This window comes from Pseudomonas sp. Irchel 3E13 (assembly GCF_900187455.1).
In the GTDB taxonomy this organism is placed as follows: domain Bacteria; phylum Pseudomonadota; class Gammaproteobacteria; order Pseudomonadales; family Pseudomonadaceae; genus Aquipseudomonas.
The window spans coordinates 255,737-278,078 of record NZ_FYDX01000003.1 but is presented as its reverse complement, the minus strand read 5'-3'; the positions used below and the strand labels follow the sequence as shown (position 1 = coordinate 278,078).

General features: G+C 64.0%; 19 protein-coding genes and 2 pseudogenes. 9 read left to right on the top strand and 12 right to left on the bottom strand.

Translation table 11 applies throughout. The features are described from left to right. Positions 1–3 precede the first annotated feature (3 nt). A complete protein-coding gene (locus tag CKW37_RS06070; protein ID WP_095154773.1) occupies positions 4–1,605 on the top strand; it encodes an arylsulfatase in 1,602 nt (533 codons plus the stop codon). A gap of 423 nt (positions 1,606–2,028) precedes the next feature. Here the strand turns inward: CKW37_RS06070 and CKW37_RS06065 are convergent, their stop codons facing one another. Beyond that, positions 2,029–2,718, bottom strand: a complete 690-nt coding sequence (locus CKW37_RS06065) for a Crp/Fnr family transcriptional regulator (protein WP_095154772.1) — start codon at positions 2,716–2,718, stop codon at positions 2,029–2,031. A 91-nt stretch (positions 2,719–2,809) separates the two neighbouring features. On the opposite strand from CKW37_RS06065, the gene CKW37_RS06060 reads away from it, so the two are divergent. Continuing rightward, positions 2,810–3,334: a DUF962 domain-containing protein gene (locus tag CKW37_RS06060; protein WP_095154771.1), complete on the top strand. Its 525-nt coding sequence runs from the start codon at positions 2,810–2,812 to the stop codon at positions 3,332–3,334. Between the two features lie 71 nt (positions 3,335–3,405). Here CKW37_RS06060 and pcaC read toward each other — a convergent pair whose 3' ends face one another. The 9 genes from pcaC to pcaR form a co-directional block, all read right to left on the bottom strand. Continuing rightward, positions 3,406–3,798: a 4-carboxymuconolactone decarboxylase gene (pcaC, locus tag CKW37_RS06055; RefSeq protein ID WP_095154770.1), complete on the bottom strand. Its 393-nt coding sequence runs from the start codon at positions 3,796–3,798 to the stop codon at positions 3,406–3,408. 12 nt (positions 3,799–3,810) lie between these two features. Further along, positions 3,811–4,602, bottom strand: a complete 792-nt coding sequence (gene pcaD / locus CKW37_RS06050; protein ID WP_095154769.1) for a 3-oxoadipate enol-lactonase — start codon at positions 4,600–4,602, stop codon at positions 3,811–3,813. 10 nt (positions 4,603–4,612) lie between these two features. Beyond that, positions 4,613–5,977, bottom strand: coding sequence for a 3-carboxy-cis,cis-muconate cycloisomerase (locus tag CKW37_RS06045; RefSeq protein WP_095154768.1), 1,365 nt, complete (start codon positions 5,975–5,977; stop codon positions 4,613–4,615). A 45-nt stretch (positions 5,978–6,022) separates the two neighbouring features. Further along, a complete protein-coding gene (locus CKW37_RS06040; protein WP_095154767.1) occupies positions 6,023–7,312 on the bottom strand; it encodes an MFS family transporter in 1,290 nt (429 codons plus the stop codon). A gap of 122 nt (positions 7,313–7,434) precedes the next feature. After that, positions 7,435–8,640, bottom strand: coding sequence for a 3-oxoadipyl-CoA thiolase (pcaF, locus tag CKW37_RS06035; RefSeq protein WP_177454401.1), 1,206 nt, complete (start codon positions 8,638–8,640; stop codon positions 7,435–7,437). Beyond that, the gene (locus tag CKW37_RS06030) at positions 8,637–9,416 is read right to left on the bottom strand and encodes a CoA-transferase subunit beta (protein WP_095154765.1); all 780 of its coding nucleotides are present in this window, start codon (positions 9,414–9,416) and stop codon (positions 8,637–8,639) included. The genes pcaF and CKW37_RS06030 overlap by 4 nt, the downstream gene beginning before the upstream one ends. Then, positions 9,413–10,273 carry a CoA transferase subunit A gene (locus CKW37_RS06025; RefSeq protein ID WP_095154764.1) on the bottom strand — a complete coding sequence of 287 codons (861 nt, stop codon included), beginning with the start codon at positions 10,271–10,273 and terminating at the stop codon, positions 9,413–9,415. Before CKW37_RS06025 ends, CKW37_RS06030 begins: the two co-directional genes overlap by 4 nt. Positions 10,274–10,530: 257 nt before the next feature. Beyond that, on the bottom strand, positions 10,531–11,877 hold the full coding sequence (locus CKW37_RS06020; RefSeq protein WP_095154763.1) for an MFS transporter: 1,347 nt from the start codon (positions 11,875–11,877) through the stop codon (positions 10,531–10,533). Positions 11,878–12,159: 282 nt separating this feature from the next. After that, positions 12,160–13,035 (bottom strand): pca regulon transcriptional regulator PcaR, encoded by an 876-nt coding sequence (gene pcaR / locus CKW37_RS06015; RefSeq protein ID WP_175652194.1) that lies wholly within the window; start codon positions 13,033–13,035, stop codon positions 12,160–12,162. Positions 13,036–13,599: 564 nt separating this feature from the next. Here pcaR and CKW37_RS06010 point away from each other — a divergent pair. Together CKW37_RS06010 and CKW37_RS06005 are read left to right on the top strand one after the other, a co-directional pair. Beyond that, entirely contained in the window at positions 13,600–13,800 is a 201-nt protein-coding gene (locus tag CKW37_RS06010) for a hypothetical protein (RefSeq protein WP_095154761.1), read from the top strand. A 332-nt stretch (positions 13,801–14,132) separates the two neighbouring features. Then, positions 14,133–15,605: an inorganic phosphate transporter gene (locus CKW37_RS06005; RefSeq protein WP_095154760.1), complete on the top strand. Its 1,473-nt coding sequence runs from the start codon at positions 14,133–14,135 to the stop codon at positions 15,603–15,605. 56 nt (positions 15,606–15,661) lie between these two features. Here CKW37_RS06005 and CKW37_RS06000 read toward each other — a convergent pair whose 3' ends face one another. Beyond that, positions 15,662–17,137, bottom strand: a complete 1,476-nt coding sequence (locus CKW37_RS06000) for a helicase HerA-like domain-containing protein (protein ID WP_095154759.1) — start codon at positions 17,135–17,137, stop codon at positions 15,662–15,664. 171 nt (positions 17,138–17,308) lie between these two features. On the opposite strand from CKW37_RS06000, the pseudogene CKW37_RS33525 reads away from it, so the two are divergent. From CKW37_RS33525 to CKW37_RS05980, 5 genes and pseudogenes are all read left to right on the top strand, one after another. Then, positions 17,309–18,328 (top strand): annotated as a pseudogene (locus tag CKW37_RS33525) (cache domain-containing protein); the annotation flags it as partial. A 90-nt stretch (positions 18,329–18,418) separates the two neighbouring features. Then, the gene (locus tag CKW37_RS33520) at positions 18,419–19,183 is read left to right on the top strand and encodes a methyl-accepting chemotaxis protein (RefSeq protein ID WP_371864274.1); all 765 of its coding nucleotides are present in this window, start codon (positions 18,419–18,421) and stop codon (positions 19,181–19,183) included. Positions 19,184–19,325: 142 nt separating this feature from the next. After that, complete coding sequence (locus tag CKW37_RS05990) at positions 19,326–20,450, top strand: glycosyltransferase family 1 protein (protein ID WP_095154757.1); 1,125 nt, start codon at positions 19,326–19,328, stop codon at positions 20,448–20,450. Next, positions 20,443–21,210 (top strand): DUF2334 domain-containing protein, encoded by a 768-nt coding sequence (locus CKW37_RS05985; RefSeq protein ID WP_095154756.1) that lies wholly within the window; start codon positions 20,443–20,445, stop codon positions 21,208–21,210. Before CKW37_RS05990 ends, CKW37_RS05985 begins: the two co-directional genes overlap by 8 nt. A 32-nt stretch (positions 21,211–21,242) precedes the next feature. Then, positions 21,243–22,085: pseudogene (locus tag CKW37_RS05980) on the top strand (lysylphosphatidylglycerol synthase transmembrane domain-containing protein); the annotation flags it as partial. Here CKW37_RS05980 and CKW37_RS33515 read toward each other — a convergent pair. Beyond that, entirely contained in the window at positions 22,068–22,331 is a 264-nt protein-coding gene (locus tag CKW37_RS33515; protein WP_371864271.1) for a hypothetical protein, read from the bottom strand. The pseudogene CKW37_RS05980 and the gene CKW37_RS33515 overlap by 18 nt on opposite strands. Positions 22,332–22,342 lie beyond the last annotated feature (11 nt).

Below are 22,342 nucleotides of genomic sequence, written 5' to 3'. Positions count from 1 at the left end.
TTCATGAGCCATCGCCCCAACTTCCTGGTCATCGTTGCCGACGACCTGGGCTTCTCCGACATCGGCGCGTTCGGCGGCGAGATCGCCACGCCGAACCTCGACGCCCTGGCCAGCGCCGGCCTGCGCCTGACCGATTTCCACACCGCGCCCACCTGCTCGCCGACCCGCTCGATGCTGCTCACCGGCACCGACCACCATATCGCCGGCATCGGCACCATGGCCGAGGCGCTGACCCCGGAACTGATCGGCAAGCCCGGCTACGAGGGCTACCTCAACGACCGCGTGGTGGCCCTGCCAGAATTGCTCCGCGAAGCCGGCTACCAGACGCTGATGAGCGGCAAATGGCACCTGGGCCTGACCGCCGAACTGGCGCCTCACGCCCGCGGTTTCGAACGTTCCTTCGCCCTGCTGCCGGGCGCCGCCAACCACTATGGCTTCGAGCCGACCTACGATGACAACACCCCGGGCCTGCTGAAATCCACCCCGGCGCTGTACATCGAAGACGATCAATTCATCGATGAGTTGCCGAAGGATTTCTATTCCTCTGACGCCTTCGGCGACAAGCTGCTGCAGTACCTCAAGGAGCGCGACCAGAGCCGGCCGTTCTTCGCCTACCTGCCCTTCTCCGCACCGCACTGGCCGTTGCAGGCGCCGGCCGAGGTGGTCGAGCGCTACAAGGGCCGCTACGACGCCGGCCCCGAGGTGCTGCGCCAGGAGCGCCTGGAAAAACTCCGCGCCCTCGGCCTGATCGCCGCCGACACCGAAGCTCATCCGGTGGACGGCCAGTGGCAGGCGCTGAGCGACGAACAACGCCAGCGTTCGGCACGGTCGATGGAGGTTTACGCGGCGATGGTCGAGCGCATGGACTGGAACATCGGCCGGGTCCTGGACTACCTGCGCAACCAGGGCCAACTGGACAACACCCTGGTGCTGTTCATGTCCGACAACGGCGCCGAAGGCGCGCTGCTGGAAGCCTTCCCGAAATTCGGCCCGCACCTGGCCAGCTATCTCGACCAGCATTACGACAACAGCCTGGAAAACATCGGCCGGGCCAACTCCTACGTCTGGTACGGCCCGCACTGGGCGCAGGCGGCCACCGCGCCGTCACGGCTGTTCAAGGCCTTCACCACCGAAGGCGGCATCCGCGTGCCAGCGCTGCTGCACTACCCGGCGCTATCGCGGCAGAAACAGATCAGCCATGAATTCAGCACCGTGATGGACATCACCCCGACCCTGCTCGACCTGGCGGGCGTGCGCCATCCCGGCAAGCGCTGGCGCGGTCGCGATGTCGCGCCGCTGCGGGGCAAGTCGTGGTTGGGGTATCTGTCGGGCGAGACCGAGCAGGTGCATGACGAACACACCGTCACCGGCTGGGAACTGTTCGGCCGCCGGGCGATTCGCCAGGGCCACTGGAAAGCGGTGTATATCCCGGGGCCGGTGGGGCCGGCGACCTGGCAGTTGTATGACCTGAGTCGGGATCCGGGGGAAATTCATGACCTGGCGACGCAGCAGCCGGCGAAGTTGGAGGCGCTGTTGGCGGAGTGGCAGAAGTATGTGGAAGAGACGGGGGTGATTTTGAGTCAGTCGCCGTTTCAGCCGGATTGATGGGGTGGCTTTTGGGGGCTGATCGCTGCATGGGTCTCTACACACCTCATGGTTGTATAAAGCCCATCAGGCACCAGTCAGTAAATCGGGTAATGGCTGCCAAGTGCTCGCCGACAGGCTTTTAGCGTTCTCAAGATCGAGCGCCGCCCGCGCGGCGCATCGCGAGCGAGCTCGCTCCTACAATGAGTTGTGTTGCCCGCTCTTTGAGTTTGGCGATGAGTCGCGGGGAGGCTGTTGGGGCCGACTCGATACCGCGTCGTACAAACAAAGCGGTCAACTATGGCCTGACAGACATAGGCACGTTGCAACCACTGTAGGAGCGAGCTCGCTCGCGATGCGCCGCGCGGGCGGCGCTCGATCTTGAGAACGCTGATATACCGTCGACTAGAACATAGTCGCCGAGAGGAGCATGGAAGACCACCCTCACTTCCCAGCCAACCGCTCCAACCGCCCCGGATCAAGAATCTCGATCTCGCCATAACTCAAACGCACCGCCCCGTCCTGCTCCAGCGCCTTGAGAATCTGGTTGGTGGTCTGCCGCGACAGCGACAGCATCAGCGCCAGTTGCTCCTGGGACAACTGCAACACCCGCCGCTCACCATCCACCTCGCCGTACCCCGCCGCCATCTGCAACAGCCGGTACGCCAGACGCGGGGCGGCGCCCATCAGGCTTTGCTGTTCCAGGGCGACAAACGCCAGACGCAGCTTGTGGCTCATCAACAAGGCAAACTCGCGCCAGTACGCCGGTTGCTGGTCAAGCAAGCTCAGCAGCGTCGCCTGCGGCACCCGCAGCAGTGTGGTCGGCCCTTCAGCAAAAGCGTCATGGGTGCGCGGCTGGCCGTCGAACAGGCAGATTTCGCCAAACCAGTGCGGCGGCTCGATCAGGGTCAAGAGCGCCTCCTTTCCCCCGGCATTCACCGCGCCAATCCGCACCGCGCCCGCCAGCACCGCATACAGCCCGCAGGGCGCATCGCCGCGCTGGAACAGGCGCTCGCCGGCGGCCAGGGTGCGCGGGCGGGCGGCGTCCAGCAGGCTATCCTGCAACGCAGGTGAGAGTTGCCGGAACCAGTGGCCATGCAAGAGTTGCTCGCGCCAGGCGCAACGATCGTTCATCCAAAGCCTCGAAAAGTGACTCTGTCGGCCAGGCGACAGACTGACGCCCGGCCGCGGTCCATGCTGGGCCATCCCAACCGGAGGAATAACAATGAAAAACCTCGTGGAACACCTGAGTCAATATGCCAGCTACCACCGTGATCCGCGCAACATCGCCACCCACTTCATCGGCATCCCCATGATTGTGGTGGCGGTCACCGTGCTGCTGTCACGGCCGGGACTGGAACTAGGCGGGATCCGGCTGTCGCCGGCCTTCGCCGCGGCGCTGGCGTCGGTGTGGTTTTACCTGCGCCTGGACCTGCGTTTCGGCGTGCTGATGAGTGCACTGCTGGGTGCCTGCCTGTGGGCCGGGCAAGCGCTGGCGGTGCAAGGCACATCGGTGTGGCTGGTGGCCGGGCTGGGACTGTTTTTCATCGGCTGGGTGATCCAGTTCGTCGGGCATTACTACGAGGGGCGCAAACCGGCGTTCGTCGACGATATCAGCGGGCTGATCGTCGGGCCGTTGTTCGTGGTCGCGGAACTGGCGTTCATGCTCGGGCTGCGGCCGGAGCTGAAGGCGGCGGTGGAGCATAACGCGGGGCCGGTGGCGATTCGGCAGAAGAAGGCTGTGGTTTGATTCAGATGGCCTCATCGCCGGCAAGCCGGCTCCCACAAAGCACCGGCTTGCCGGCGATGAGGCCCTGACGATCAAGCCCTGGACTCAACCCCCAACTCATCCCACACCGACTCCGCCAGGTGGAAGGTGGCATTGGCCGCCGGAATCCCGCAGTAGATCGCGCTCTGCATCAGCACTTCCTTGATCTCGTCACGGGTCACGCCGTTGTTGGCGGCGGCGCGCAGGTGCAGTTTCAGCTCATCATTGCGGTTCATGCCGATCAGCATGGCGATGGTGATCAGGCTGCGGGTGTGCCGCGGCAAGCCCGGACGGGTCCAGATATCACCCCAGGCGTGGCGGGTGATCATTTCCTGGAACTCGCTGTTGAACTCGGTCAGGTTGGTCAGGCTGCGGTCCACGTGGGCATCGCCCAGTACCGCGCGACGCACTTGCATGCCGGCGTCGTAACGTTGTTTCTCATCCACGAAAACAGCTCCTCAACGGGCCAGCAGAAAATCGATGACGCGGCGGCTGAACGGCTCGCCCACTTCAACGTTGGACAGGTGCGCAGCGTGGAACTCGGCAAACTCGGCACCGGCCACCCGCTCCTGGATAAACAGGCTGCCCGACGGCGGGGTCACCGCGTCGGCGCTGCCGGCGATGACCAGCAGCGGCGCCTTGATTGCGCCCAACTGATCGCGGAAATCGGCATCACGCACCGCGCCGCAGTTGGCCGCGTAGCCTTCAGGCGAGGTGGACGCGAGCATGTCGGTGATGCGCTTGGCCTGGTCCGGGTTGGCGCCGGCAAACGCCGGGGTGAACCAGCGCTCGATGGACGCATCGCGCAGGCCGACCATCGCTGCCTCGCGGTCACGCAGGACCATCTCGATGCGCGGGTTCCAGATCTCCGGGGTGCCGATCTTGGCCGCAGTGTTGCAGACGATCAGGCGGTTCAGGCGCTCCGGTGCATTGATGCCCAGCCACTGGCCGATCAGGCCGCCCATGGACAGGCCGCAGAAATGCACCTTGTCCAACTTCAAAGCATCCAGCAGCGCCAGCACGTCGCGGCCCAGTTGCTCGATGCTGTACGGGCCGTCGGTGACCAGCGAATCGCCGTGGCCGCGGGTGTCATAACGCAGCACGCGGAAATGCGTGGCGAAGGCCGGCACCTGGGTGTCCCACATGCGCAGGTTGGTGCCCAGCGAGTTGGACAGCACCAAAACCGGTGCGCCTTCGGGGCCATCGAGCTGGTAGTTCAGAACGCCATCGGCGAGTTGTACGCTTCCCACAGCAGCCTCCTCAGGCTTTGAATCGTTGATGTTCGGCCAGCGCACGCTCAACCCAGGCGCGAGCCTGGCCGAGGTAGTGAGCCGGGTCCAGCAGACGGTCGAGTTCGTCCGCCGACAGTTCGGCGCTCACCTGCGGATCGTCGCCGAGCACGGCGCGCAGATGGCGTTGTTCGGCGACCGCGCGTTTGCAGCAAGTCTCCAGAAGATGGTGCGCGGCATCCCGGCCCAGGCGCTGGGCGAGAACGATGCTCACCGCTTCGGCCAGGACCAGGCCCTGGGTCAGGTCGAGGTTGCGGCGCATGCGCGCGGCGTCCACTTCCAGGCCCTCGGCAATGATCCGCGCCTGACGCAGCGCGCCCGACACCAGGCAGCAGATTTCCGGCAGGGTTTCCCATTCGGCGTGCCACAGGCCGAGGCTGCGCTCGTGCTCCTGGGGCATGGCGGCGAACAGCGTGGCGAGCAGGCCGGGGACGCGGGTCGCGGCCCCGATCAGCACGGCGGCGCCCACCGGGTTGCGCTTGTGCGGCATGGTCGAGGAACCGCCCTTGCCCGGCGCCGACGGCTCGAAGACTTCGCCGGCTTCGGTCTGCATCAGCAGACTGATATCGCGGCCGAGCTTGCCGAGGGTGCCGGCGACCAGGCCGAGCACCGAGGCGAATTCCACCAGACGGTCGCGCTGGGTGTGCCAAGGCTGTTCCGGCAGGTTCAGGCCCAACTGATCGGCCAGCGCTTCGGCGACAGGCAACGCCTTGTCGCCCAGCGCTGCGAGGGTGCCGGACGCGCCGCCGAACTGCAGGGTCAGCAGACGCGGCTTGAGTTCACGCAGGCGCTGGCGATGGCGGGTCAAGGCGCCGAGGGTGCCAGCGAGCTTCATGCCCAGGGTCACCGGGGTCGCATGTTGCAGCCAGGTGCGCCCGGCCAGCGGTGTGTCGGCGTGGGCGCGGGCCTGGGTGGCGAGGGCGTCGGCCAGGTGCGCCAGTTCGTCGTCGATCAGGGCCAGGGCATCGCGCAATTGCAGGACCAGGCCGGTGTCCATGGCGTCCTGGCTGGTGGCGCCGAGGTGCACGTAGCGCTCGGCTTCGGCCACGCCGCTGGCGATCACCTTGCCCAGCGCCTTGACCAGTGGGATCGCCGAGTTGCCGGCGATGCCGATGGCTTCGGCCAGGGCGGCGAAATCATAGCGCTCGGCCTTGCAGGCCAGCTCGATCGGCGCCACCACCACCGCCGGGATCACCCCGACGGCGGCTTCGGCCCGGGCCAGTCCGGCTTCGAAATCGAGCATGCCCTGGATGCGGCCACGGTCGGAAAAGATCTCGCGCATGGCGGGCGCGGTGAAGTAGGCATCGAACAACTGGTTGCCCGGTCGTGGAGTCATGACAGGTCCTTCAACGGGGCGCGCCGGTCAGGGCGCGCCGCTGGGTCAATGATCGTTATGCAGGTACGCGGCCTGCTTCGGCAGACGCAGGCTGAACAGGAAGGCGATGGCCATCATCGCGGTAACGTACCAGTAAAAAGTGTTTTCCATGCCCATGGATTTAAGGCCAAGGGCCACGTATTCAGCAGAGCCACCGAACAACGCGTTGGCCACCGCGTAGGCCAGGCCGACGCCCAGCGCGCGCACTTGTGGCGGGAACATCTCGGCCTTCACCAGGCCACTGATGGAGGTGTAGAAACTGACGATGCACAGCGCCAGGGTGATCAGCACGAAGGCCAGGAACGGGCTGGTGACGGTCTTCAGCGCCAGCAGGATCGGCACGGTGAACAGCGTGCCCAGGGCACCGAACAGCAGCATCGAATTACGCCGGCCGATCCGGTCGGACAACATGCCGAACAGCGGCTGCATGCACATGTACAGGAACAGCGCGCCGGTCATGATGAAGCTGGCGGTCTTGGCGCTCATCCCGGCAGTGTTCACCAGGTACTTCTGCATGTAGGTGGTGAAGGTGTAGAAAATCAGCGAGCCGCCGGCGGTGTAGCCAAGCACGGTGATGAACGCGGCGGTGTGATTGCGGAACAGCCCGGCGATGCTGCCGGCTTCCTTGTCGTTGCGGGTTTCGGCGCTGCTGGTTTCTTTCAGCGAGCGGCGCAGGAACAGCGAGATCACGGCGGCGATGGCGCCGACCACGAACGGGATGCGCCAGCCCCAGGCCCGCAGTTCGTCCTCGCTCAACAGTTGCTGGAGGATCACCACCACCAGCACCGCCAACAGTTGCCCGCCGATCAGCGTGACGTACTGGAACGAGGCGAAGAACCCGCGTTGGCCGCGCAGCGCCACTTCACTCATATAGGTCGCGGTGGTGCCGTATTCGCCACCCACCGACAGGCCCTGGAACAGCCGCGCCACCAGCAGCAGCGCCGGCGCCCAGGCACCGATGCTGGCGTAGGTCGGCAGGCAGGCAATCACCAGCGACCCGGCGCACATCATCAGCACGGAAATCATCATCGAATTCTTGCGGCCATGACGGTCGGCGACGCGGCCGAACAGCCAGCCACCGATCGGGCGCATAAGAAAGCCCGCAGCAAACACACCGGCGGTGTTGAGCAATTGCACCGTGGGGTCGTCGGAGGGGAAAAACGCTGGCGCGAAATAGATGGCGCAGAAGGCGTAGACGTAAAAGTCGAACCATTCGACCAGGTTGCCCGAGGACGCACCAACGATGGCGAAGATGCGTTTGCTGCGTTCTTCACCGGTGTAATAGGTTGAAGTCATGGCTGTTTACTCCTGGAGGGTATCACTGAGTCTAGACACACTCGGTAACACTCTCGTTCCGCCAGACAATCACCCCGGACAACCGGCCTTGCGTGGAGGCCGCCCGTCCGGGGTCATTGGTTTTACACGCGCTCGATAGCCAGGGCGAGGCCCTGCCCGACGCCAACACACATGGTCGCCAGGCCCTTGCGGCCACCGGTTTTTTCCAGGTGATGCAAGGCGGTGAGGATCAGTCGCGCACCGCTCATGCCCAGCGGATGACCGAGGGCGATGGCGCCGCCATTCGGGTTGACCTGCGGCGCGTCGTCGGCCAGGCCGAGACCGCGCAGCACGGCGAGGCCCTGGCTGGCGAAGGCTTCATTGAGTTCGATCACGTCGAAATCGCTGACCGCAACACCCAGGCGCTCGGTGAGTTTCAGCACCGCGGGCACCGGGCCGATGCCCATCACCCGTGGCGCCACGCCGGCGCTGGCCATGCCGAGCACGCGGGCGCGCGGGGTCAGGCCGTGCTTTTTCACCGCGTCGGCCGAGGCGAGGATCATCGCCGCGGCACCGTCGTTGACGCCCGAGGCGTTGCCGGCGGTGACGGTCTTGTCCGGGCCGTTGACCGGCTTCAGTTTGGTCAGCGCTTCCAGCGTGGTTTCAGCACGGGGATGCTCGTCCTGCTCGACGATGGTCTCGCCCTTCTTGTGGGCAATACGCACCGGCACGATTTCTTCAGCGAAGAAGCCGGAAGCCTGGGCGGCGGCGGTGCGCTGCTGGCTGCGCAGGGCGAAGGCGTCCTGGTCGGCGCGGGAAACGCTGTAGTCATCGGCCACGTTGTCGGCGGTCTGCGGCATGGCGTCGACGCCGTACTGGGCTTTCATCAGCGGGTTGATGAAGCGCCAGCCGATGGTGGTGTCTTCCAGTTTCATGTTGCGCGAGTAGGCGCTGTCGGCCTTGCCCATCACGAACGGCGCGCGGGACATCGACTCGACGCCGCCGGCGATCGCCAGCTCCATCTCGCCGCTGGCGATGGCGCGGAAGGCGGTGCCCACCGCGTCCATGCCCGAGGCGCAGAGGCGGTTCAGGGTCACGCCCGGCACGCTTTCCGGCAGACCGGCCAGCAGCAGCGCCATGCGCGCCACGTTGCGGTTGTCTTCACCGGCCTGGTTGGCGCAGCCGAGGAATACTTCGTCGATCTGGTCCCACTGGACGGTCGGGTTGCGCTCGATCAGCGCCTTCAGCGGCACGGCGGCCAGGTCGTCGGCGCGCACGCCGGCCAGGCCACCGCCGAAGCGGCCGATCGGGGTACGAATCGCGTCGCAGATGAATACGTCACGCATCACGCTTCTCCTGGTGCCTGGCCGTGGGCCGCGGCGGTGCGGGCTTCGAGGTCACGCAGGGCAGTCAGCTCGACTTCGGTCGGCTCGGCGGTGGTTTCGACGTTGTCGGCGAAACGGATGGCCCAGCCGGTGGCGGCGACGATCTGCTCACGGGTCACGCCCGGGTGGATCGCGGTGACCACGAATTCATTGGTGCCGGCTTCCGGCTCCATGATGCACAGGTCGGTGATGATGCCCACCGGCCCTTGGCCTGGCAGCCCCAGACGTTTGCGCGAATCGCCGCCTTCGCCGTGACCGACGGAGGTGATGAAGTCCAGCTTGTCCACGAACGCACGGTTGGACTGCTTGAGGATGATCAGCACGGTCTTCGCCGAACCGGCGATTTCCGGCGCGCCACCAGCACCCGGCAGGCGCACTTTCGGCGCGTGGTAGTCACCGACCACGGTGGTGTTGATGTTGCCGAAGCGGTCGACCTGAGCGGCGCCGAGGAAGCCGACGTCAATTCGCCCGCCTTGCAGCCAGTAGCGGAAGATTTCGCCGGTCGGCACCACGGTGTCAGCGGTTTCGGCCAGTTCGCCGTCACCGATGGACAGCGGCAGTACGGTCGGCTTGGCGCCGATCGGACCTGATTCGTAGATCAGCACCACGTCAGGCGAGGACGTCAGGCGGGCCAGGTTGGCAGCCTTGGACGGCAGGCCGATGCCAACGAAGCATACGGCGCCGTTCTGCAGACGGCGGGCGGCGGCGACGGTCATCATTTCATTGGTGGAGTAGCTCATTGTGCAGCCTCCGAAGCGCTGGCCAGTTTTGCCTTGAATTCGTTGAAGTCGGCGGTGCCGCGGATGTACTGGTCGATCCAGGCGGTGAAGGTTTCGCGGTTGCGGGCGATCGGGTCCCAGGCCTGGTAGAAGCGGTTGTCGCGCTCGTAGTAACCGTGGGCGTAGGACGGATGCGCGCCGCCCGGTACCAGGCAGACCGCGGACAAGGCCCAGGTCGGCAGGACGCAGGCGTTCATCGGTGCCTTCAGGTCGTCGACGATTTCTTCGACGGTGACGATGCAGCGCTTGGCCGCCAGGGCCGCTTCTTTCTGCACGCCGAGGATGCCCCACAGCAGCACGTTGCCTTTACGGTCGGCTTTCTGTGCGTGGATCACGGTGACGTCCGGGCGTACCGACGGCACGGCGGCCAGTACTTCACCGGTGAACGGGCAGGTCACGGTCTTGATCAGCGGGTTGACCTTGGGCAGGTCGGAACCGGCGTAGGCACGCAGCACCGCGAACGGCAGGCCGGAAGCGCCAGCGACGTAGGCGTTGGCCAGGTCGGCGTGGCTGTGTTCTTCGATTTCGATGTCGTGCGGCCATTGCTTCTCGACGGCATCACGCAGACGGTGCAGGGAACCGACACCTGGGTTGCCGCCCCACGAGAAGATCAGTTTTTTCGCGCAGCCGGCGCCGATCAGTTGGTCGTAGATCAGGTCGGGGGTCATGCGCACCAGCGTCAGATCCTTTTTGCCCTGACGAATGATTTCATGCCCGGCGGCGGTCGGAATCAGGTGCGTGAAGCCTTCAAGGGCAACGCTGTCACCGTCGTGGACGAACTGCTTCACGGCGTCGTGGAGCGAGAGAATTGCAGCCATGGAAGACTCCTGGATGTGCTGAGTCGAGGTCGGTTTCAAGGCGCCTTGAGCGGCGCCGGTATGAATTCAGATTAAGGCGGGGGGCGGGGCTGTTCAATCCGATAATCGGCATAGCGTTCGATTATCGAACAGATTGTTAGCAAGCTTTATGAGCCATCGCGACGGTTCAGCGCCCCGACAAACTCGCGCCTACAGAAGGCCGGCCAACAGCACCTCCCTGTAGGAGCGAGCTTGCTCGCGATGGCCCACAAAGACTCTCAGGTCGCATCCGCGTGGCTGACAATCCCCTTCACCACCACCGCCACAGTCGCCAGACCAGCTGGAATCACCAGCGCCGTCAGCACCTGCTCGAAGTTCCAGCCCAGCCCCAGCAGCGTCGCGCCCATCCAGGCGCCGAGGATCGCGCCGAAGCGGCCGATGCCCAGCATCCACGACACACCGGTCGCCCGGCCCTGGGTCGGATAGAACCGCGCCGCCAGCGATGGCATGGCCGATTGCGCGCCGTTGACGCACATCCCGGCAACCAGCACCAGGGTCGCCAGCAAGGTGATGTTGCCCAGGCTCTGCCCTACCGCGTAGGCAAACACCCCGGCCAGCAGGTAGAAGGTGCCGATAACCTTGTGCGGATTGAAACGGTCCATCGCCCAACCCACGCCCACCGCGCTGAGCACGCCACCGAACTGGAACAGCGCGCCGATAAACGCCGCCTGCTCCATGCTCGCGCCACTGTCGCGCATCAGGGTCGGCAACCAGCTGGTCAGCAGGTAGACGATCACCAAGCCCATGAAGTAGGTCAGCCACAGCAGCAAGGTGCCGATGCTGTAGGTGCCGGAGAAGATCACGGCCAGCACGTTGCGGCTCTTGACGGTTTTCTGTTCCGGCACGGTGAAGGCGCTGGCCTTGGCCACGGTCGCCGGATCAATGGGCGCGAGGGTCTTGCGGATCTTCTCGATGCTGCGGTTACGCACCACCAGGAAACGCGCCGACTCCGGCAGCCACACCACCAACACCAGCGCCAGCAGCAGCGGCAACACGCCGCCGATCAGCAACAGGCTGTGCCAGCCGTACGCCGGGATCAGCTTGGCCGAGATGAAACCGCCACCGGCCATGCCCAGGTTGAAGCCGCAGAACATGCTGGTCACCAGCAGCGACTTGAGGCGCTCGGGGGTGTACTCGGACAGCAGCGTGGTGGCGTTGGGCATGCCGGCGCCAAGACCCAGGCCGGTCAGGAAGCGCAGCACCAGCAACTGGTCGACGTTGGTGCTGTACGCCGAGGCCAGGCTGAAGGCACCGAATACCAGCACGGCACCGACCAACACCACTTTGCGTCCGAATCGGTCGGCCAGCGGCCCGGAGCCCAGGGCGCCGAAGACCATGCCGATCAGCGCGGCGCTCATCACCGGGCCCAGGCTGGCGCGGTCAATGCCCCAGTCCTGCGACAACGCCGGGGCGATAAAGCCCATGGCGGCGGTGTCCAGGCCGTCGAGGAAGACAATCAGGAAACAGAGAATCACCACCCGCCATTGGTAGCGCGACAGGGGCTGGGCGTTGATGAACGACTGGACATCCAGTGGCGTTCCGATAGCAGCTTGCGGACTATTCATTGTTTTTTTATCCAGAAGAAAGCGCGCGAGCACCGGACAGGCGCGCACGTCGTAGCGAAGGCGGATCAGTGTAGTCAGACGGGAATTTCTAGCGTCCGCATCGTCGGCAGGGAGACGGGCGGCTCGGGGAAAGGGTGCGGGTCATGGGGCTATGCCTCTCGCTTCATTATTATTGACAGTCGGGGCGGGCCAACCGTTGCGAGGGACATTAATCAGGCGCACCGGACGGCGCAATTCGATAAACGCAACAGTGTGCGTTTATCGAACAGGATCGCGCTGCCGTCAGGCGAACAACTGGGTGCTGAGGTCGCGGCTGGCGGACAGCATGATCGGAAGGAACCGCTGCTCCAGTTCGCTGCGGCTGACCCGGCCGGCGTGGGTGCTGACGTTGAGCGCGGCCAGCACCTGGCCGGAAGCGTCGTACACCGGCACGGCAATCGAACGCAGGCCCTGCTCCAGTTCCTGGTCGACGACGCACCAGCCTTGCTGCCGCACCAGTTGCAGGCATTCCAGCAGCGCTTGCGGGTCGTGGATGGTGCGGCTGGTCTTGGCCTGCAGGTCGGCGTGCTCCAGGTATTCGTGGAGGGTCGCGTCATCCAGCGCCGCCAGCAGGATCCGGCCCATGGACGTGCAATAGGCCGGCAGTCTGCCGCCTACCGACAGGTCCACCGAGATCAGCCGCTGGACCGTGGCCGAGCGGGCGATATAAAGAATGTCATCGCCTTCCAGGGTGGCCATATTGCAGGCCTCGTGGAGCTGGTCGCTCATACGGTCCAGATAAGGCTGCGCCGACACCGCCAACGGCGTCGAAGACAGATAGGCATGGCCCAGCGTCAACACCTTGGGCAGCAGCGAATAGGTGCGGCCATCGGTGGTGGCATAGCCGAGCTTGATCAGCGTATGCAAACAGCGGCGCACCGCCGCCCGGGGAATCTCGGTGCGGTGGCTGATCTGGGCGATGGTCAGGTGCCGCTTGCGCTCCTGGAACGCCTGCACCACTGCCAGACCTCGCGCGAGAGAGGTCATGAAATCCGGATCACCGGTGAACGCCTGGATGCGCCGGGCCGGCGAAGCCACGATGGGCGGCGCCAGGGACGCAAAGGAGCTGCGCACGTTGTCGTTCAAACCAGGTCCTTTGGGTGTTGCTTCATCACTCATGACTCACCTCGGTCACTCACACACAAGGGCGATTATCGAACCATCGACCGATAATCGCAATTGACCGCTGACCACAATTGCTTATACCTTTCCCCAGCCACAATGTGGCTTCTTGGAGAGACTGGTCAGGTACCCACCGTAGAAGTCCCCGGGCACGGCCTCGCCCACCAGCGAGGCCGTTTTTCATTTAAAGCACAATCGAGCAACCCGCTCCGGATGTTTCCCGGAAGTAGTGGTGTACGCCACAACGGTTGAAACAAAGACCCTTCTTTTATTGTCCATTCTTGCAAGGCTTACTTGAACGGTATCCTTCCTGATTGCAATTGCTATACTCAAAACCTGATGCCGCCCACCCGGCGCCATCGAGAACGGATCCAATACTGACGTAAAGTTGTCAGTTGCCAGATCCCGCGTGTCAGACGCCAGTGCGCGTCGGCACCTACTGAATGTCTGTAGCTGCGACAGCCATTACTACACTGGCAACGTAGCCGCGTGCGCGTTACGCACTCTCGCAACAACGCCCTCGCGAAAAGCCAGCGTTAACTTTGATTAACAGGTAGCACTGTGACGAAAGAAGAACTGCGCGCGGAACTTGAGCGCCAGGAACAACGTTACAAGGATGTTTATGGCGGAGAAGTCACGACTTATGCCGCTCAACCCGACCCGGAACGCAAACCCTGGCGCAAACGCGCCACCGTCATGGACCAGGCGTTTGCCCAGGAACTTCGCAAGATCGAAGAGGAACTCAAGCCCGAAGAGCCTTGACGCACGCCCTTCATTAACGTGCCGCGAAGACCTCCCGGTACCTGTTCGAACAGGTACCCGGGTCTATCATTGCGCGTGCGAACATGAAACCGTAATGGATTCTCACAAATTTCATACGTTTGTTTGAAACCTTTCCGACATCAAAAATTCATCCTGTTGCCTTCAGAAAGCCACATTCTCCCGGCTTTTTGCCGACGTTTTCCGATACCCGCCACATTCGATACCTGAACGGAACTTTCGCTGAAGCGATCAACCGGTCGGCAGCCAGTGCATCGATTACCGGGGATTTCTGGCATAATCGCGCCCCCTTATGACCGGGTCAGAAAACCTTCATGATCGAATTATTCAGCGGACTTGATGCGTGGGTACTGGTGAGTCTCCTGCTCGCCTTGACCTTCGTCCTCGCCTTCGAGTTCATCAATGGCTTTCATGACACCGCAAACGCGGTTGCGACAGTCATCTACACCAAAGCCATGCCTCCTCAGTTGGCGGTCTTCGCCTCGGGGATCTTCAACTTCCTCGGAGTACTGCTGGGAGGCGTCGGCGTTGCCTACGCCATCGTTCACCTGCTGCCGGTCGAGCTGCTGATCAACGTCAACACCGGGCACGGCCTGGCCATGGTCTTCTCGCTGCTGGCCGCAGCCATCGCCTGGAACCTGGGCACCTGGTACTTCGGCATCCCGGCTTCCAGCTCCCACACCCTGATCGGTTCGATCCTCGGTGTTGGCCTCGCCAACGCCCTGATCAACGACATTCCATTGGGTGACGGGGTCAACTGGCAGAAAGCGATCGATATCGGCATGTCGCTGGTGCTCTCGCCAATGGCCGGCTTTGTCGTTGCCGCGCTGGTGCTGCTGGGCCTGAAATGGTGGCGCCCGCTGTCGAAGATGCACAAGACGCCAGAACAGCGCCGCATGCTCGACGACAAGAAACACCCACCCTTCTGGAACCGCCTGGTGCTGATCATGTCCGCGATGGGCGTGAGCTTCGTGCACGGTTCCAACGACGGCCAGAAAGGTATCGGCCTGATCATGCTGGTGCTGATCGGTATCGTCCCGGCGCAGTTCGTTCTGGACCTCAACAGCACGACCTACCAGATCGAGCGGACCCGCGACGCGACCCTGCACCTGAGCCAGTTCTACGAGCGCAATCACGAAACCCTGGGCGAATTCCTCGCTCTGGGCAAGGCCGCCAAGGGCGATCTGCCGGAGCAGTTCAGCTGCAACCCGCACCAGACCGAGCCGACCATCGCCGCGCTGCAGCAGTCGCTGGCAGGCGTGACCGACTACCGCGCCCTGAGCTCCGAGCAACGTGTCGAAGTGCGCCGCTACCTGCTCTGCCTGGACGACACGGCGAAGAAGGTTGGCAAGCTGCCGGTCCTGCAACCCCGTGAAAAGGCCGACCTCGACAAGCTGCGTAAAGACCTGACCGCCACCACCGAATACGCACCGTTCTGGGTGATCCTGGCCGTCGCCCTGGCCTTGGGCCTGGGCACCATGGTTGGCTGGAAGCGCGTGGTACTGACCATCGGCGAGAAGATCGGCAAGCAGGGCATGACCTATGCCCAGGGCATGTCGGCGCAGATCACCGCGGCGTGCGCGATCGGCATGGCCAACATCTTCAGCCTGCCGGTATCGACGACCCACGTGCTGTCCTCGGGTGTTGCCGGCACCATGGTCGCCAACAAGAGCGGCCTGCAAGGCGGCACGGTCAAGACCATCCTGCTGGCGTGGGTCCTGACCCTGCCGGCCACGATGGGCCTGGCGGCGGGACTGTTCTGGCTGGCGACCAAGTTCATCAGCTAAAACGCACCGCACTGAAAACGGCGCCCAAGGGCGCCTTTTTCATGCCTGCGAAACCACTATTTGCGCTTGCTGCCTAACAGCGACCCCATCAAACCGCGCACCAACTGCCGGCCAAACTGGTTGGCCGCCTGACGCACCGCAGACTTGATCGCCTGCCCCGCTGCACTTTGCAGGAACTCACCCGCCTTGTCGGCCAGGCTCTCTTCTTCTTTCTGTGCCGCCACCGGCGTGCCGGGCGCCTCGCCCTTGCGCGCGTTAAGCATTTCGTAGGCGGACTCGCGATCAATCGGCTTGTCGTAACGACCGGCCAATGGCGACGCGGCAATCAGCGCCGCGCGCTCGGCCTCGCTCAACGGACCGATCCGCGATTGCGGCGGCGCGATCAGCACCCGCTCGACCATCGCCGGTGTGCCCTTGTCCTGCAGGGTGCCGACCAGCGCCTCGCCGATTCCCAGTTCGGTCAGCACCGCCAGGGTGTCGAAAGCCGGATTCGGGCGGAAGCCGTCAGCCACCGCACGCAGCGATTTCTGCTCCTTGGCGGTGAACGCACGCAGCCCGTGCTGAACCCGCAGGCCCAACTGCGCCAGCACATCGTCCGGCAGGTCGCTGGGCGACTGCGTGACGAAATACACCCCGACGCCCTTGGAGCGGATCAGCCGAACCACCTGTTCCAGGCGATCCTGCAATGCCTTGGGCGTGCCATTGAACAGCAGGTGCGCCTCGTCGAAGAACAGCGCCAGCAGCGGTTTGTCGGCATCGCCGCGCTCCGGCAGTTGCTCGAACAACTCAGCCAGCAGCCACAGCAGGAACGTCGCATAGACCTTGGGCGCCTCGTGAACCAGCCGGCTGGCATCGAGCAGATGAATCCGCCCGCGCCCATCCGCAGCGGGGTGCAACAGGTCTTCCAGTTGCAGCGCCGGCTCGCCGAACAGCGCTTCGGCGCCCTGCTGCTCCAGCGTCGCCAACCGGCGCAGCAAGGCCTGGGAGGAACCGCTGGTCATCAGTGCGCTGTCTTCGCCGAGCACTTGCGGATTGTCTTTCAAGTGACCGAGCAATGCCTTGAGGTCCTTGATATCCAGCAGCAAAAGCCCTTCGCGGTCGGCGACCTTGAACGCGGCATACAGCGCGGCCTGCTGGCTGTCGTTCAGCTCCAGCAGGTTGCCTAATAAAAGCGGGCCCATTTCACTCAGCGTTGTGCGCAAGGGATGGCCGGACTGACCGTGAATGTCCCACAGAGTTACCGGATACGCCTGCGCCTGGTAATCAAGGAAAGGCATCCCGGCGATCCGCTCGGCGACCTTGCCTTGAGGGTTGCCCACAGCGCCGAGGCCGCACAGGTCGCCCTTGACGTCAGCGGCGAACACCGCCACTCCGGCATCGCTGAACGCCTCGGCCAGATGCTGCAGGGTCACGGTCTTGCCGGTACCGGTGGCGCCGGCCACCAGGCCATGGCGGTTGGCCAGGCGCATGGCCTGCGACACGGGTTTTCCGCTCAAGTCGCCGCCAAGCACGAATTGCGAAGAATCTGGCATGTTTTTTCATCCTCCATATAAAGCTTTGGTGTGACTCAGCCGATACCGAAGTGTGATTGATTACCCGAAAGTGAGGAAAAACCCGACAAGGATATGGGACACACGCAGCTTTAAAGCTGCTCTTTCGTGCAAGCGACCCGGACTTCAAGACCTTAGCGGACCCAACACGCCATGAATAAAAACCTACGTTTCAGCCACAAGATATTGTTGGCCGCCTCACTGATCGTGATGATCGCGTTTTCCCTGTTTACGCTGTACAACGATTACTTGCAGCGTAATGCGATTCGCGAAAACCTGGAGAACTATCTTCAGGAAATGGGCGATACCACGGCCACCAACATCAAGAACCTCTTCGATGGCCGGATGCTCCTGGTAGAAAGTGCTGTTCAGAACATTGCCGCCGATCCACAGAATGCCGGCAACCTGCTTGGCCAGAAGGCACTGACTTCCAGTTTCCTCACTGTTTACCTGGGCCACCCCAATGGTGATTTCACCATTCGCCCCTTGATGAAAATGCCGGACGGCTACGATCCGCGCGTACGCCCCTGGTACAAGGACGGCCTGGCCGCTGGCAAGACCATTCTGACCGAACCCTATATTGATGCGAGTACCGGCAAGATGGTGATTTCCATCATTTCGCCGGTGTCGCCGCAAATCGGTGTGGCGGGCGGCGACCTGGCGCTGGACGGCCTGGTGGAAATCATCAACTCGCTGAACTTCGGCGGCATGGGCTACGCCTTCCTGGTCAACGACCAGGGCAAGATCCTGGTGCACCCGAACAAAGACCTGACGATGAAGTCGATGACCGACGTGTTCCCGCAGAACACGCCGCGCCTGTCCAAGGCCCCGGTTGAAGTCGAACTCGACGGCAAGACCCGCATCCTCAGCTTCACCCCGGTGAAAGGTCTGCCGTCGGCGAACTGGTACATCGGTCTGTCCGTCGACAAGGACAAAGCCTACGCAATGCTGAGCAAGTTCCGCACCTCGGCGGTCGTTGCCACCATTATTGCGGTCGGCTTCATCATCGGCCTGCTGGGCTTGCTGATCAGCGTCCTGATGCGTCCGCTGCACACCATGACCCGCGCGATGGAAGGCATTGCCCAGGGCGAGGGCGATCTGACCCGCCGCCTGAACATCCACAACCACGACGAATTCGGCACGCTCGGCAAGGCCTTCAACCACTTCGTCGGGCGTATCCACGAGTCGATCCGCGAAGTGGCCTCGGCCACCGAGCACGTCAACGAAGTGGCCCTGCGCGTGGTCAGTGCCTCGAACTCGTCGATGGTCAACTCCGACGAGCAGACCAACCGCACCAACAGTGTCGCCGCAGCGATCAACCAGCTCGGTGCGGCCGCCCAGGAAATTGCCCACAACGCCGCCCAGGCGTCGCAACAGGCAAGCTCCGCGCGGCACTTGGCGGAAGAAGGCCAGCAGGTCGTGGACCGCAGCATCCAGGCGATGAACCGTCTGTCAGACATGATTTCCACGTCCAGCACCCACATCGAGACGCTGAACAGCAAGACCGTGAACATCGGTCAGATCCTCGAAGTGATCACCAGCATTTCCCAGCAGACCAACCTGCTGGCGCTGAACGCCGCCATCGAGGCCGCGCGTGCCGGTGAAGCCGGTCGCGGCTTCGCGGTGGTTGCCGACGAGGTGCGCAACCTGGCCCACCGCACCCAGGAGTCGGCGCAGCAAGTGCAGAGCATGATCGAGGAACTGCAGGTCGGCGCCCGCGAGTCGGTGGAAACCATGGGTCAAAGCCAGCGCCACAGCCACGACAGCGTGTCCATCGCCAACCAGGCCGGCGAGCGCCTGAACAGCGTGACCCAGCGCATCGGCGAGATCGACGGCATGAACCAGTCGGTCGCCACCGCGACCGAAGAACAGACCGCCGTGGTCGACTCGATCAACATGGACATCAACGAAATCAACATGCTCAACCAGGAAGGCGTCGAGAACCTGCAATCGACCCTGCGCGCCTGTTCCGACCTGGAAGAACAGGCCGGCCGCCTGAAACATCTGGTCGGCAGCTTCCGCATCTGACCCCTCCCCGCCCGGCGGCGCAATGCCGCCGGGCCCTTTGTCGCCGATCGAACAAACTATCCTTAACGAAGGTCAACCTTAGGGCGCGTCATCGCGGCAGCCAGTACGCCGGATGACAGTCTCTGAAGACGATCCCGGAGGGATGCTGATCGTGCATATCGCGGACATCACCATGTTCTACGCCCCCGCCAGCGGCGGTGTGCGTACCTATCTTGATGCCAAACACCGACGCCTGGGACTTACCCCGAACGTACGCCACAGCCTGTTGATCCCCGGCGCCACCGCCTGCCAGCACAACGGCATCCACGAAGTCCCGGCACCTCCCCTGCCCTTCGGCAACGGCTATCGCTTCCCCCTGCGCCTCGCGCCCTGGTGCAATGTGCTGCACGAACTGCAACCGGACCTGATCGAGGTCGGTGACCCCTACCTCACCGCCTGGGCCGCCCTCGGCGCGCGCCGGCGCCTGGACGTACCCGTGATCGGTTTCTATCACTCCGACCTGCCGCTGCTGGTGAGCAACCGCATGGGCAACTGGTTCACGCCGAACGTGGAAGCCTATGTCAGCAAGCTCTACGGCAATTTCGACCGGGTCCTGGCGCCCAGTCAGGTGATGGCCAGCAAGCTGCGCAGGCTCGGCATCGACAATGTCCACGTACAGCGCCTCGGGGTCGACCTCGCCACTTTCCATCCAGACCATCGCGATCCGGGCCTGCGCGCCGAACTGGGCTTGCCGGACGACACCCGCCTTCTGGTGTTCGCCGGACGCGGTTCGCGGGAGAAGAACCTGCCGGTGCTGCTGGACTGCATCCAGCGCCTGGGCAAGCCGTATCACCTGTTGCTGGTGGGCTCGCACATGCCCGCCCATGTGCCGGACAACGTCACCGTCTTCGATCACTTCCGCCCGGCCAGCGAAGTGGCGCGGCTGCTGGCCAGCGCCGACCTGCTGGTGCACGCCGGCGATCAGGAAACCTTCGGCCTGGTGATCCTCGAAGCGATGGCCAGCGCCATTCCGGTGGTGGCGGTGGCGGCCGGGGCGTTTCGCGAGATTGTCGATCCTGGCTGCGGCCAACTCTGCGCCCCGGGCGACGGACAGGCGATGGCCGCTGCCGTGGCGCAAGTGTTCGAACGCAATGTCACCCTCCTCGGCCAGCGGGCGCGCCTGCATGTGGAGCAGCATTACAGCTGGGACAGCGTGGTCAGCGGCCTGCTGGAGCATTACCGGGCCGTGCTCGGCTACAGCATCCTGCCGGTGCGCGCCCATGCCTGATGCCAATCCCGCGCCCGAGCGCAGTGTGCTACTGGTGCTGCACGACGTGGCGCCGAAGACCTGGCCGGACTACCAGCCCTTTGTCGAAGCGGTGGATGCCCTCGGCAACATTCCCATGACCTTGCTGGTGGTACCCGACTTCCATAAGTGCAACGCGCTGGAGAACGCCCCTGACTTTCGCCGCGTCATGGATCAGCGCCTGGCCCGTGGCGACGAACTGGCGCTGCACGGCTACTACCACGCCGACGACGGCCCGCCGCCGCGCTCGCCCGGCGAGTACTTCATGCGCCGCATTTATACGTGGGAAGGCGAATTCCATAGCCTCGATCAGGATCAGGCCTTACAGCGACTGAGCGCCGGGATCGAGGTGTTCGAGCGGATGGACTGGCCCCTGAGCGGCTTCGTCGCGCCTGCCTGGCTGATGAGCGAAGGCACGCGGCAGGCGCTGCGCACACTGCCGCTGCATTACACCAGCGATCCACAGCATTTATATCGCCTGCCCGATTTCAGCACGGTGAAAGCCCCGGGGCTGGTCTGGAGCGCCCGCAGCGCCTGGCGCCGGGGTCTGTCGAAAATGGTCTGCACCTATCAGGAAAGCCGCCAGCAACAGGCCAGTACCCTTCGCCTCGGCCTGCACCCGGTGGACATGCGCCACGGTTTTTCCCGGCGCTATTGGCTGCAGACCCTGCAACGCCTGTTGGCGGACGGGCGCACGCCCATGACCAAGATGGCCTGGCTGGCCAGCAGGCCCGGCCCGTGAATCGCATCGGCTGGTTGCTGGCGGCGCTGGTCATGGCGGCGCTGGTGCCAGCCGTGCTTGGCGGCAGCGAACTGCTGCCGCGACTGCGCAGTTTCCCGCCCGGTCTGCTGTTGGCGCTGTTCGGCATGATCGTGCTGTGCTGGACCCTCAACGCCATGCGTCTGCGTCTGTTATTGGGCAGCCAGGGCGAGAAGATCGGCCGCCTACGCAGCCTCGGCGTGATCATGGCCACCGAGTTCGCCATCTGTTCCACGCCAGGCGGCAGCGGCGGACCGCTTACGCTGATGGCGCTGCTGTCCCGCGACCGGGTGCGGCCCGCCCACAGCGGCGCGGTGTTCGCCATGGATCAGTTGAACGACTTGCTGTTCTTTCTCTTCGCCGTCCTCGGGATCGTCGTCTACACCCTGTTCCACAGCTTCAATCGTAGCCTCGAAGGACTGCTGATCAGCAGCGCGGTACTGATGCTGGCCACCTTGGGACTGGGCCTGGTGCTGGTGCGCTGGCGACGGGGAGTGATGCGGTTCAACGGCCGGCTATTGAAGCGCGTGAAGGTTTCGCCACTGACCCGGCGTCGCTGGGCGCGGCGCCTGCTGCATTTCTTCCGCGCCTTCCGGGCCACCCTGCGCCTGCCACGGCGCGTTCTCGCGCTGGTGTTCGGCCTGACCTGCCTGCACTGGGCGCTGCGCTACAGCGTGCTGTATTTGGTATTGATCGGATTGGGCGGGAACTTGCAGTGGATAACGAGCTTCCTGGTGCAGGTGCTTTCGTTGAGCGCCGGGCAAGTCAGCCTGCTGCCCGGTGGCGCCGGCGCCGCGGAGCTGACCTCGGCCACGCTACTGACGCCCATGGTGGGCAAATCAACCGCGGCGGCGGCGGTGCTGGTCTGGCGTGTGGTGACCTACTACTTCTACCTGGTCGCCGGCGGGCCGGTGTTCCTCTGGCTGCTCGGTCGACACTTGCTCGAGCGCATCACCCGCTAGCTGCGCCTGCCACAGCTCAGCGGCACCGGGAAACTCGGTGCCATCCTCGCTGCTCAGCGCGTCGGGGTCATAGCGACTCAGGCAACCCTCGCCCAGGGTGGGCGGGGCATGGGCGGCGGCTTTATCCAGTGGATCACGCATCGCACCGCCCT

Excerpts from the sequence above, each read along its gene's own strand:
- CKW37_RS06070 (WP_095154773.1), top strand. The coding sequence starts at position 4 with ATGAGCCATCGCCCCAACTTCCTGGTCATCGTTGCCGACGACCTGGGC.
- CKW37_RS06065 (WP_095154772.1), bottom strand. The coding sequence starts at position 2,718 with ATGAACGATCGTTGCGCCTGGCGCGAGCAACTCTTGCATGGCCACTGG.
- CKW37_RS06060 (WP_095154771.1), top strand. The coding sequence starts at position 2,810 with ATGAAAAACCTCGTGGAACACCTGAGTCAATATGCCAGCTACCACCGT.
- CKW37_RS06045 (WP_095154768.1), bottom strand. The coding sequence starts at position 5,977 with ATGACTCCACGACCGGGCAACCAGTTGTTCGATGCCTACTTCACCGCG.
- CKW37_RS06040 (WP_095154767.1), bottom strand. The coding sequence starts at position 7,312 with ATGACTTCAACCTATTACACCGGTGAAGAACGCAGCAAACGCATCTTC.
- CKW37_RS06030 (WP_095154765.1), bottom strand. The coding sequence starts at position 9,416 with ATGAGCTACTCCACCAATGAAATGATGACCGTCGCCGCCGCCCGCCGT.
- CKW37_RS06025 (WP_095154764.1), bottom strand. The coding sequence starts at position 10,273 with ATGGCTGCAATTCTCTCGCTCCACGACGCCGTGAAGCAGTTCGTCCAC.
- CKW37_RS06020 (WP_095154763.1), bottom strand. The coding sequence starts at position 11,877 with ATGAATAGTCCGCAAGCTGCTATCGGAACGCCACTGGATGTCCAGTCG.
- pcaR (WP_175652194.1), bottom strand. The coding sequence starts at position 13,035 with ATGAGTGATGAAGCAACACCCAAAGGACCTGGTTTGAACGACAACGTG.
- CKW37_RS06005 (WP_095154760.1), top strand. The coding sequence starts at position 14,133 with ATGATCGAATTATTCAGCGGACTTGATGCGTGGGTACTGGTGAGTCTC.
- CKW37_RS06000 (WP_095154759.1), bottom strand. The coding sequence starts at position 17,137 with ATGCCAGATTCTTCGCAATTCGTGCTTGGCGGCGACTTGAGCGGAAAA.
- CKW37_RS33520 (WP_371864274.1), top strand. The coding sequence starts at position 18,419 with ATGGTCAACTCCGACGAGCAGACCAACCGCACCAACAGTGTCGCCGCA.
- CKW37_RS05990 (WP_095154757.1), top strand. The coding sequence starts at position 19,326 with ATGCTGATCGTGCATATCGCGGACATCACCATGTTCTACGCCCCCGCC.
- CKW37_RS05985 (WP_095154756.1), top strand. The coding sequence starts at position 20,443 with ATGCCTGATGCCAATCCCGCGCCCGAGCGCAGTGTGCTACTGGTGCTG.
- CKW37_RS33515 (WP_371864271.1), bottom strand. The coding sequence starts at position 22,331 with ATGCGTGATCCACTGGATAAAGCCGCCGCCCATGCCCCGCCCACCCTG.